At 33.7% G+C, this 11,430-nt stretch carries 16 protein-coding genes; 1 reads left to right on the top strand and 15 read right to left on the bottom strand.

The window, feature by feature from the left end:
- Positions 1–16 precede the first annotated feature (16 nt).
- From ACSYSW_RS04795 to ACSYSW_RS04830, 8 genes are all read right to left on the bottom strand, one after another.
- Positions 17–1,135, bottom strand: a complete 1,119-nt coding sequence (locus ACSYSW_RS04795; RefSeq protein WP_491704440.1) for a phage tail protein — start codon at positions 1,133–1,135, stop codon at positions 17–19.
- A complete protein-coding gene (locus ACSYSW_RS04800; RefSeq protein ID WP_491704439.1) occupies positions 1,132–1,788 on the bottom strand; it encodes a baseplate wedge 1 family protein in 657 nt (218 codons plus the stop codon). The genes ACSYSW_RS04795 and ACSYSW_RS04800 overlap by 4 nt, the downstream gene beginning before the upstream one ends.
- Complete coding sequence (locus ACSYSW_RS04805; RefSeq protein WP_491704438.1) at positions 1,781–2,899, bottom strand: baseplate J/gp47 family protein; 1,119 nt, start codon at positions 2,897–2,899, stop codon at positions 1,781–1,783. The genes ACSYSW_RS04800 and ACSYSW_RS04805 overlap by 8 nt, the downstream gene beginning before the upstream one ends.
- Positions 2,880–3,245: a contractile injection system sheath initiator gene (locus ACSYSW_RS04810; RefSeq protein WP_491704437.1), complete on the bottom strand. Its 366-nt coding sequence runs from the start codon at positions 3,243–3,245 to the stop codon at positions 2,880–2,882. The genes ACSYSW_RS04805 and ACSYSW_RS04810 overlap by 20 nt, the downstream gene beginning before the upstream one ends.
- Positions 3,242–3,910: a Gp138 family membrane-puncturing spike protein gene (locus ACSYSW_RS04815; RefSeq protein ID WP_491704436.1), complete on the bottom strand. Its 669-nt coding sequence runs from the start codon at positions 3,908–3,910 to the stop codon at positions 3,242–3,244. Before ACSYSW_RS04815 ends, ACSYSW_RS04810 begins: the two co-directional genes overlap by 4 nt.
- A 95-nt stretch (positions 3,911–4,005) precedes the next feature.
- Complete coding sequence (locus tag ACSYSW_RS04820) at positions 4,006–4,209, bottom strand: hypothetical protein (protein ID WP_491704435.1); 204 nt, start codon at positions 4,207–4,209, stop codon at positions 4,006–4,008.
- A 58-nt stretch (positions 4,210–4,267) separates the two neighbouring features.
- Positions 4,268–5,008 (bottom strand): KilA-N domain-containing protein, encoded by a 741-nt coding sequence (locus tag ACSYSW_RS04825; protein ID WP_491704434.1) that lies wholly within the window; start codon positions 5,006–5,008, stop codon positions 4,268–4,270.
- Positions 5,009–5,088: 80 nt separating this feature from the next.
- Positions 5,089–5,250, bottom strand: a complete 162-nt coding sequence (locus ACSYSW_RS04830; RefSeq protein ID WP_491704433.1) for a hypothetical protein — start codon at positions 5,248–5,250, stop codon at positions 5,089–5,091.
- A 96-nt stretch (positions 5,251–5,346) separates the two neighbouring features.
- Between ACSYSW_RS04830 and ACSYSW_RS04835 the strand changes: the two genes are divergently transcribed.
- On the top strand, positions 5,347–6,003 hold the full coding sequence (locus ACSYSW_RS04835) for a helix-turn-helix domain-containing protein (protein ID WP_491704432.1): 657 nt from the start codon (positions 5,347–5,349) through the stop codon (positions 6,001–6,003).
- Positions 6,004–6,111: 108 nt separating this feature from the next.
- Here ACSYSW_RS04835 and ACSYSW_RS04840 read toward each other — a convergent pair whose 3' ends face one another.
- The 7 genes from ACSYSW_RS04840 to ACSYSW_RS04870 all read right to left on the bottom strand — a co-directional run bounded on the left by ACSYSW_RS04840 (position 6,112) and on the right by ACSYSW_RS04870 (position 11,423).
- Positions 6,112–6,819 carry an OB-fold protein gene (locus ACSYSW_RS04840; RefSeq protein ID WP_491704431.1) on the bottom strand — a complete coding sequence of 236 codons (708 nt, stop codon included), beginning with the start codon at positions 6,817–6,819 and terminating at the stop codon, positions 6,112–6,114.
- 43 nt (positions 6,820–6,862) lie between these two features.
- Positions 6,863–7,687: a phage protein gene (locus tag ACSYSW_RS04845; RefSeq protein WP_491704430.1), complete on the bottom strand. Its 825-nt coding sequence runs from the start codon at positions 7,685–7,687 to the stop codon at positions 6,863–6,865.
- A complete protein-coding gene (locus ACSYSW_RS04850; protein ID WP_491704429.1) occupies positions 7,656–7,997 on the bottom strand; it encodes a phage baseplate plug family protein in 342 nt (113 codons plus the stop codon). The genes ACSYSW_RS04845 and ACSYSW_RS04850 overlap by 32 nt, the downstream gene beginning before the upstream one ends.
- Positions 7,998–8,011: 14 nt before the next feature.
- Entirely contained in the window at positions 8,012–8,704 is a 693-nt protein-coding gene (locus ACSYSW_RS04855) for a phage baseplate protein (protein WP_491704428.1), read from the bottom strand.
- Complete coding sequence (locus ACSYSW_RS04860) at positions 8,704–10,431, bottom strand: phage tail family protein (RefSeq protein ID WP_491704427.1); 1,728 nt, start codon at positions 10,429–10,431, stop codon at positions 8,704–8,706. Before ACSYSW_RS04860 ends, ACSYSW_RS04855 begins: the two co-directional genes overlap by 1 nt.
- A 144-nt stretch (positions 10,432–10,575) precedes the next feature.
- Positions 10,576–10,992, bottom strand: a complete 417-nt coding sequence (locus ACSYSW_RS04865) for a phage tail assembly chaperone (protein ID WP_491704426.1) — start codon at positions 10,990–10,992, stop codon at positions 10,576–10,578.
- Positions 10,992–11,423: a tail tube family protein gene (locus ACSYSW_RS04870; RefSeq protein ID WP_491704425.1), complete on the bottom strand. Its 432-nt coding sequence runs from the start codon at positions 11,421–11,423 to the stop codon at positions 10,992–10,994. Before ACSYSW_RS04870 ends, ACSYSW_RS04865 begins: the two co-directional genes overlap by 1 nt.
- Positions 11,424–11,430 lie beyond the last annotated feature (7 nt).

An 11,430-nucleotide genomic window follows, 5' to 3' on the forward strand; every position in this document is an offset into this window, starting at 1 on the left:
AGATTATTCTGTTAGATTATTCTGCTTTGATAATATAATTAAATGCGATGTTACGTGGTCGGTTTTCAGCGGCAGTTGGTACAACTCGGGATGCATCGAATTCAATTAATTTTTCATCGTTTTTTCCTCCATCACCTTTTCCATAATTATTTTTTACATAAAATGCACCTGTCGTTGTCGTATAACCATTATCATCGGTTCCTACAAAGGTTCCTGAGATGTTGCGAATTGCATCATCTTGATAACTTAAAACTTCACGATTAGGATCTAGCCCTCGGCTGTTATCTTTACCACGTATAAAAACACCTCTTAAATCAGGAAAATATCCACTAGGATAAACCGCTGCAAGACGAGGAAATAAATTCATATCAAACTTAGAGCCGTTACATTCACACCACCCCGCTGGCAAAGTATCACTTCCCCAAGGTAGGGGAATTCCAACAGGTAATGCGTAATCTCTGACAAATTCATCAAGATATAAAATTTGACTTGCTGGAACGTACCCTTGACCAAGCACCCCATCACTATGGACATGCCATACAGACCTCTCCAAATCTAAGTTATAAGTCCCGGTAATCCCATTATCATTAACATATGTGTATACACGTTTACTGCGGGAATAGACCCTCGATTCATTATCATTAGTAAAAAAATTCTCTCTAATACAAGCTATATTATAATTAGATTGGTCATTTACTAGTTTAATAGCTCTTGGAGTTGCCGCCTCTGATTCTGAATCGCTATCAATGCGTGAGCTTAGCTTCACAATTCCTTGTGTAGTTAAAGTTGCATTTTGGATTTCTTCCTGAGTTTTTTTCCATTTTGTGTTATTGGTTGATGGGTTTGTATTATCATTTTCAACTATTGCTGTATATAGAGTGCCGTTATATTTAATAATGGCATTTACGGGATATTTAACCGATTCGCTCCATTCAGGTATACCTTGCTGTATTAAATACAACATATTTTTATCTATGCGATTAAATGCGCCGTTCATCCATTCCATTGGCGGTTTTGATGCGGTCTGATCTATAGTGACACCCCACCCTCTACTAATATCCGGAAAATCGGTTAATTCCCCATTTTTTGCTGATTCTGCAAAAATTAAATAATCCGGTTTTTCTTGTACAATCATTGTTTAATTCCTATTTTTTGAAGTCTGACAAATTTACCTAAATTAAATCCATACGATTTATTTTCATTTGAAAAACCAAATGGCTTATCATTAATTAATATTAAATATTGGTACATTACGCCAACAGGTCTCGCCAAAATATCCATTTCACTAATTGCATATAACGTAAGTGAATTAAGGCTATCCGCATTTACTATTATGTTCATTGACATATTCTGTGAATCAATTATGTTGCTGTGATTACCCATAATAAATTTAATTGATTTAACAATATTTGAGATTTCACCTGTTTGATAGTTTTTAGTAATTCGGGCTTTAATGAAAAAACGGTAATCTTCGTCATTTAAAATAACTGAGGCTGATAATGAATCGTTATAACGATAAAATTCGCCTAAATTGAATGGTAATGCGGTTTTGTCGTTTAAAAACCCGAAATATTCTTTAGCAATTGCGGTCGGTAAAACTCTAAAAACACCGACATGACGACCAACCAAATCAAGCGCATAACCTGTAGCATCATCGATGCTAAGAATATCGCTAATTTGTATGACATTTTTAAATGTCTCGGTTGTTTCTTTGTAAATTGCTCTAACCGTGCCAAGCGCTTTTGGTTTCGTTCGATACTGCCAAATTAAAAATTTTTCTCTATTCAATTAGCACCTCGACATTTGTTATTTGCGCATATTCTCTATAGCCTATTTGAGCAATATTTCCATTATTTACAGTTAGGGTTTTAATATAAAAACCATCAACTAAATTAATGCTAGATATGATGCGTGACGCGTAAACATTCTCGCCAATATCAAAATCGAGATTTTTTAAATTAGCTTTGATCTGCTCTGAATTGATATCATTAAATGACTTGTAACGACCTATCGTCATTGATACATTAATATCTATTTTTTTAGGTCTATCAAAAAATACCTTTCTTAATATGCCTTCTAAAAGATAATTAGCATCGATTTGACCATACAATCCGCAGCCACCTATTTTTTTCTTTGTAATAATTTCCGCTATTTTCTCGTTAGTTCCGCCAAGAATAACTGCATTAAATGAATGAGGCGGTACACCTTTTTCATCGGTTTTATTCGTGTAATTTTCGTAAACAATACATTTTTTAACGCCTTCTATATTTATTAATGCTGATTGTATTCCTTGTTTGTTATCAGAATTGTTAATTGAGTGTGAAAGCATGAATCGCTTTAATAATTGGCTGTCCGTTTCTTCGTCAACACCACCATAACTTGTGATAGTTGCAATTATTTTGTCTATACCGATAATAATTGTGCTTGCCGTAAATTCTTCTTGCGCATCGGTTTTATAATTGCCTAGTTCTAACGATCTGAATTGAGCTCTAGCACTACCTAGATCGTTTAATATAATGTCATTCGTTGTTACCCATTTATTTTTGTTTTTATCAATATAGATAGAATTGTTCGGTACTACGGTTTTCGGTTTTCCTGTAAAAATGACGTCATCAATATAGGAATAAGAGGCGGTGATTCTCGTTAATCCTGCATACATCGCGCGTTGTTCTAACCATTGACCTGTTGCTTGATAAGGATCTAGCATTTGCACAATAAATGATACTGCTTGATGAATGTTAGCCAGCTCTTGCGAAAACAAGCCTAATAATTGTCCATCAGGTGTATCACTATCAAGATTAATATTTTCACCATAAATGGATTTAAACGAGGTGATTAAGCGATTTTTAATCGTTTCAACATCATCAATTTCAATCCCTTTATCTGTTATCTGTAACATTAAATGATGCCTCGTTAGTATTGTTATATATATCTGTATAGGTAATTCTGATCTGAAATTCTCTTGTATCAGAATCAAGCAAAATGTCGAACTCATTAATACGTGTGACGCCGTCAACACAAAAAATCGCTGCTTTCACATCAATTTCCAGTTGTTTCGTATTAGGGTTTTTAGTTAGATAGTCAAACCAAGCAATCCCATCATCACGACTTAAAAACCAATCTCTTTTTAACGCTAATAATTTAGTTTTGACGCATTGGGCTATCGCATCGGATCCTTCTAAATAATTGGCAAGTCCATACCCAAATGTCCAATCGTGATTTTTATCTAATCCCCTAACTATCATTTTGGCTCTCCCGTTGTGTCATTCCCACTTTTTACGCCCATGTGTACATGTGAATTTAAAGCCACTCCTTTATTCGTCATAACATCCTCGGCGGTAATCACGCCGGTACTTATTGTGTTACCTGCTGATTGGTTATAACTTCCTATTTGGTTATAATTCCCTTGTTGCAGAGTATTGCCCTCATGTTCGACATTACCTTTAATGTAAATCGTGCCATTCGTTAACCTAATATGCGTTGAACCGTCGTCCGTTTGCATTGATACGCCATCATGATAAAAATCTGGAATTTTATTCGGCAGACTGTTAACACCGACAATAAAAAAACCATCACTTAAATCATTAATTCTGTTATCTAACGGTTTTGTTGCATGACCCGATGCAAACCATCCATCAATACAACGACTTGAAAATATAACAAGCCCCTCATCACCTGCTTTAATTGGAACGGTAATACAAAAGCCGCCCGCATGTGGGAAATGCGCAGGGACATCTACAAGGGGAGGGAGTGAAATTTCTTCACCATTGGCAAGTACCCTGTTAATCATGGGTTGACATGTGACGGTATGACCGTTGAAGTTAATCACCTTTGCTGGTAATGCGGTATAAATATTTGATTGCGCGCGTTTGATTTGGTTTTCAATGGCTTGAAATAATGAATCTATCATAATTTCCCCAAGGCAATAAAATGCCCTCAATAGTTAAATTGCTAAGAAAAAAGGGCTATTAAGCCCTTTATCTTGTATTAAAAATGTATTCATAATTACTTATCTTTCAACTCGTTTTGTATGTTATCTAGCTGATCGCAAACCGCCCAAATAGCATCCATGACGATACCGTGCTGGGTTTGGAAACCATCAATACTTTGTCCATCAGTTGTTAAAAGTTGAATTATTGCAATAGCTTTTGCGATTGATTCGCTCATTTTGTCGATTGAATCTAATGAAAAGGTTTTTTGATTTGGCATAATATATCCTCTATTAGCCCCTCTTTGGGGCTTATTATTAAATGGTTAGGCGATTTCTTTATTGATAAGATGATTTTTTGATTTCATCTATTGCTTTTTCGTTATATCTAAAACTTTCAACTTGTTTATCAGATGAACGGGATTTGTCTAATACAAAAATGCCGTAGCCTTCTGTTTTTAAGTTAAGTCTATTCGCTATACGACCAACCATATTTGAGGATAATCCTAATTTTTTCCCCACTTCATTTGCGGTATAGGTTTTTTCTTCCAGTTTAGGTAAAGGTATTACATTTTTACCCGCAATTGGATTTAGAGTATCTGCATAAATGGCTTGTTTTGACTGTTCGCTAAGATGCGGTAAATTAATAAACATTTGATCTAATGCTCTAACTGATAACTCCATGGCTTTTGCTTGTCGATATTCAGGTAAGTAAGATTTAAAAGGTTTCTGAATATTTTTTAATTCACCTTTTTTATAATCCAAAAATATTTGATTAACCATGAGTTGAAATTTTGGACTTATCCAACCAGCATAAGATATGGCTAAAAGTTCGTGAGCAAAAGTACCGCCTGCGCGACCTTCAGATGAAACTATGCAATTTTGCACAGTTTCTTTTTTTACTTCTTCAATTAAATCTTGCGCAGTTTGAGTTCTCAACCATTGTGCCGGTGCTTTATTACTACCTAGACCACTAGCCTTATGTAAAGCATTAAGATTATATCTTCCCTCTTTATCGGTTGTGATAGATACACCAGCAATTACTGGACAATTTGAAACATTTTTATTAATATTACTCATAAGTTTAATCCTTATTCGAAAGTTTGTGGTTAACTTGATTTAGGGCTTTAACTGTTGACGCAGCTAAAGCCTTTAGCTTTTTAAATGCCTGCAATTTTCTTTTCCTCTTCTGTTAATGACTGTTTTACTCTGTTTACGAGTTCTTGGCTCATAGTTCTATCGTTCATTGTTGCTAATATCTCAAGTGCAGCTTTAAGACTGACTGGTATTCTTGCGGATAACGTTACTTTATTTTCTTTCACTTATTCCTCCTGATTATGTTATGATTTATTCAAGTAACTTAATACATCGTAATATGAATTATTCATATTGTAAATGGATATTTTCAGGATTTTTTCATGTGCAAAATAAACGAAGAATTTTCAGAAAGACTTTCTTCAATGAGAAAAACTCATTTGATGACACAAACAGAATTAGCAAAAAAAGTTGGAATAACTCAGAGACAAATAGCTGCTTATGAAGCAGGACAAGCTAAACCGAGAAAAAATACATTATTAGACTTGGCTTTTTATTTAGGGGTTCCATCTACATGGCTAGCAACAGGTGTTAATAGTAATCTAGATAAATTAGTAAATTATACACCTGTAACATCTCAAGAACAGATTGCTATTTATAATTTAGATCAATTTGATTTATCCCTTCTTTGTGAAAAGAAAGTCATTACTAATGAGTTAGAGCTATACCCATTGCCAGATAACCTCAAAAATATTCATAAAAGTGCTTTTGCCATCCGAATGTATGGAGATTCAATGGAAATCTTTAAAAATTTAGGTATACCAGACGGATCTATCGTAACATTCAATATGGATGCCAAAATAAAAAGTGGCGATATTTGTTTAATTGAATTTGATAATGTCTATTCAATTAAGCAACTTTTTATTGATGCAAACCAAACAACTGCTCATCCATTAAATGCTAATTATTCCGATATTATTTTGAAAAAAAATGAATACAAGATAATAGCTAAAGCAGTTCGGATTGATATTAAATTATAAATAGCCCTTCAGGATTTCATTTAGTTTACCCCTTAAGTTTTGGACAATAAAAAACCACCTAAAGGTGGCTTTATGTGTATACAGATATAAACCCTTTTTCAGATTTTATTATGGTTTTGGTAATAATATCTGTTCTTTAGTTTTATCTGTTATTTTGCTTTTTGCTGTCTTTAATACTTCCGGCCAATCTGATTTACTTTTTAGAAGTTCAGCTAAGGTTTTATATTTATCTAACTTGCCGGGATTTTTAGTGTCAAATTCCCATAAACCTAAATAAACCGCTTCAAGAGAATCATTAGGCTTATCGTCTTTTCCTAATTTATTCATATTTTCCATCGTTGTTTCAAGAAACTTTTTAAAATAACTATCCGCGGTTACGCAATTTTTTAAGCTAGGAAAGATGACATTATTTTTAGTGCCTACACAGATTAAATCAAGTTTACTGCCTTTATTAATATTCATTGCATCATCTTTATTTTTTAGTTCAAGTGATACGTATTCAAATTGATTTTTACCGTTTGCAATAATGTAAGGATCGCCTGATAAATTCGTTTTCACACCTGATGCGACAGTTTTAATATTAATCACGACATTATCATATGTTTTTTCGTATTTATATTGATTGTTTTTATATTCACTAATTAAGGTTGAGGCTGAAACTAACGGAATTTGCTCTTTAAAAATTGCATCTCCTCCATTACGAAAGATTTTTATATCATCTTTAATCATAAGTTCCATGAATCTTTTTCCATTATCATTTGCTGAGGCACTAAAACCAACCAGTAGTAAAAATGAAATAGCGATTATTTTTTTCATTTTTTATTTCCCATTTATTAAAAATGACAAAATAGCAAAAAAATTAAATTTTTACAAACTTCCCCCCAGTGCAAACTAACTTGCTATGCCAGTTATCACCGTATAAGTCGCCATTATGCTCAATTGAATTAATTTTATAATCGCCGTTATATTCATTTAGTTTAGATTCAATTCGTATCAACGAGCCAATCCGATAATAAGGATTACATAAGGTTGTGACTTCAATGCCATTATTGGTTTTTTTAGGGCTGCCGATCATGCCCGTATTTCTTGAAATAACAAAACCCTCATCATTAGCAATGGCTTTACTTTTTGGAATAACAAGCAATTGATTATCTTGAATTGACCAGTCGGCATGGTTATTAGTTGCGATTTTGTTCATTACCTCACGCGTATCACACATTAATACCTTTCCGCGCGGTAGTTCTTGATTATTGGGTAAATCAATACTTCCTTTAGAAATATCAAAACTAATTAAAGCCTCATTTAAAAAGTCGCTGTCTTTTTGCCCTTTTTCGAGGGTTTTAATGAGGGTTTTATCGGTAAATGCGAGATGACCATCACCACAACGCATTGATGTTATAATGTCTTGTCCAGATATTTTATTTTCAACGGTTAATATATCCCCGCAAAAAATCATTCGTAGCGTATTTTCTTTATAACAAACAAATAACTCAATAAAGTTATATTTTTTGCTTGTTAATAAATTACGATTAGAATTATTAAGATTGTAAATTGATATGTCGCCCGTATTTGGCTCTGATGTTAACGTTTTTTTAATAGAGAACGTAACGCGAAGATTGTTAATGATAATGCTTTCTTTTCTGTTGCCTATTTTAACCTGTAAAACCCTGCCAAATTGTTTCACGGTACTCTTCCTTAGTCATGATAAATAATTGCATCCGATTATTAAAATCAGTTTTAGACATCGCATTGATGCCTAATCCTGATTTGTCATATAAAACCAATACAAAAGGTAATTTAAACTCAATCAATGAGGGGCTATTTACGGAAAGCCCCTTATTTTTAGTGATATACTCGTCATTATCCATATTAAATAAATCAAATTGATAGCTGTTTAATATGTCGTTATAACGTAATGTTAATCGCAAATTCATATCATATAAGGTGAATGATTGCTCAAGTTCATCATCTGTTGTTGTTTGTATCATATACATATTATAGTTACCTATTAAGTAATAACCTTAAGCACAGACTTTGGATCAACCTCTTTAGGTTGTGTTACGCCAAGATTTCTGACTTTAAGTCCCTTTGCTGTTTTTGTTTCAACAATAAAAACCTCTTTAAATGTTAAGATAAATTCGCCACAACTGTTTTTTTTCTGCGTAAATCCCACGGAGGTTATCAACATATTTTTATATTGCCTTGCGTTTGTTTGTAGGGTTATGGTTTCACCACTACGTTGTATTGCAATAAGTTTTTCATAAGCGTCACTGATTCTGTCGGAGGTTACGCGGTTTAAATTTGGCGATTGGTAATCGGGTAAGAAATCAGCAATAACTTGATTAGTCATTTTTTCGCCGGTTTGATAGTAAGACGCATAGCGTTTTATTACATTTTCGGCTTGAGCTGTAATTGATTTCACCGATATTGGTAATGGGTATTTATCAAAATCATAACCTATTATATTTTCAAAATTACCTAATTTTGGATCATATCCAACAACCAAACCAGAAATCGTTATTTCCTTTGGATCTAATACAGCATGATCGGCGATACTGCCACCGCTCTCAATCGGATTATTTGTTATTCTGAGTTTTGAAGAGTGTTGCTCAACTGTGTTGATATCAAGACTAAATGTATAATTTTCAGTGATAATTAAGCCTGAATTTGGTGAGGTTTTATTTAATATGCTTTTAAACATTAATTCGCTCCTAACGCGGTGTTAGTATTATCAGCAACCTGTTTAACTGCATTTTGCATTATCGTATCTAATTGCTCTATCCCTTCTTGTGCTGTTGTTACATTCATTGTGTTATTAACTGTCACAGCATTATGATTACTCACGTTTTTATTGACAGATGAAATTCCAGCAGCTTGTGCAGCATTCGTATTAACTACAGCGTTAAGACTATCAGTTGTTATTGGGTTATCATTTGCGTCAATTTCATCATCATCACCACCAAAACCAAAGAAGCTTGCCACTCCTCTAATTTTCTTTTTAACCGTATCAATAAAACCAAAGAATTTATCATTAATCCAAGATATCGCTTTTATAAATGGTGCTGTAATAAAATCAGTAATTGCTGAAAATGATTTTCCTAATTTTTCAGTAAAGGATAAGCTATCATCATCCCAAATAGAGAATAGCGATTTTATAAGCTCCCAAGCGGCGTAAAAAGGGGCTGTTATAAAATCAATGATTAAATTAAATGCGTCACCAATCGCGTTAACGGTATTATTAGCTCCTTCTTCACTCATGCCAAAATACATTAAAATGTTTTTAATCCCATCTTTAAAAAAGCGGGTCACATTATCCCAGAAGTTAGAAAAGAAATTTACTAGCATATCCCAGTTGTCATAAATGAGATATGTAGCAAGCGCAATGGCCGTGATGATAGCTAAAATAGGGTTAGCCATCATAATTGAGGTTAACCCTTTAACGGCAACGCCAATTAATTTGAATGCTTTAGAAATCGATCCTAATGTACTTGTAATTATATTAAGCAGTTTACCTTTGCCCGTAATCCATGCAAATTTAACACCTAATAAAGTCATATAACCAAGCACGGCAAAAATGACCGCTTTCCAGTTTTTATCAAGTTTTTCCCACCAATCGATAATATTTTTTATGCCATCGCGGCATGTTTGCCAAAACGAACCAAATGCGCTTTTTCCGCCATTCATGTAAACCATGAAATCATCAACAAGTAAAAGCAGAGCTGCAAATGCTCCAATAATAATACCCATTGGACTAAATAGTAACTTACGATTAAATGCTGCCCATGCTATACCTAATGCAATAAGGGCGTTTTTCCATCCAATTGTGCTCGTAATAATCATATCGATAAATTTAACAAAATTGACAATGACTTGAATTACCATTCCGATAGCTTTAATGGTTTTAGTTATGCCTTCTGTGATCAACTCTTTATTAATCGTTAACCATTTCCTAAGACCGACACTTAAATTAGTGATGGCTGGGGCAAGATCTAAGGCTATCTTAGTTTTGATGCTATGAATTGCCAGCCCTAATTTGCCCATTTCGCTTTTATATTGCAGGGCTTGCACTAATTCAGCTTGAGATACTTTAAATAATGCACCTTTTCTAATTGCTAACTCACTAGCTTGATCCAATGCATTATTAAATGCGTTAACCATTCTTTTACTATATAAAACCGCCATGGCGGTTAAACCTGCTAACGCAAGTTTTAGCGCACCAAGTTTTGATTTTGTTTTTTCGGCAGATTTTCCGGCTTTTTCTGTTGATTCTTCGGTTTTATTGATCGCATTATCTAAATCTTTTTGCATACTATTTGCAGTATCAGAAAGTTTATTCGCTCCCGATTGTAATGTATTAACTACTTTTGTGATTTCACTCGCTTTTAAGGCATCAACACCTATTTTTATTAAAAATTCCTCTAAATACATGTCACGCCTCATTGTGCCGTTTTTCAGTCAATTTTGTTTCGGCTATTACATTATGCATATCAATAACATCATCTAATGAATAAACAGTTCTAAGCTCGTGGAGTGTCGCATATTTATTAACAATGACACCCCACACAAACCAATCTATGTCACTTTCTTGGCTATCTCCTCCAAGCTGAACGTATTTAGATTGGACAATACGCCACTTGGTAAAAAACCCAAAAAATGGAACTTTAACCCTTCGATGATTATTTGATAATAGTGATCACGGTGTACATTAAAAAACTCGCTGGCTTCTTTGGGGTTTTGAAATAAGACTTTATTATAATTTTCATCTGTTGCTGAAACATAATTAAGGATAAATTTTTCTATTTCCTCAAATTGTTCTGTACCAAGATTTGATGCTAATTGACCAATATCAAACCCAGTTTTATCACTATCCAATGAAAAACAGCCCTTTAGAAGAGCTGTTAATTTTTTTAAATATTTGTTTGCTTTGAAAAAATCCGCTTGCTTGAATGTATAAGTTATATCGCCAATGATAAAATCTGCATGAGTCATTAAAGACCTCCCTTGATATTAAATTCTGCTTTTGTTGCTTTAAATGTCCACGTTAACCCATTGTGAGAGGTGCCGCGAGCATGAGTAGGGGGCGTTGTAAACCAGCACCCAGTTAATAAAAACTCATCGCCGTTACGTAAATCTTTATATGTAATTAGTTTACTTGTTGCCGTTGTTGGGTTATTTAATTGATTGTTTCGTAATTGATTGAGCTTTTCATTTGTCTCACTATGTTGTAATGTTTTAATCGTAATCGTAGCCCCTCGGTTACATGAATTAATAAATATCCCCTCACCATTAATGCCATAGGTAATATCACCATCATCACCAATAGGCGCAATGCTGATTGAATCTTGTGCATTTTCATAACCTGTTATTTCGTATCCGTCGATTGTTAAAACGGCGTCTTCTAAAGAAAATGATTTAGACATAAAAAAT

It is taken from the genome of Gilliamella sp. ESL1225 (assembly GCF_058502635.1).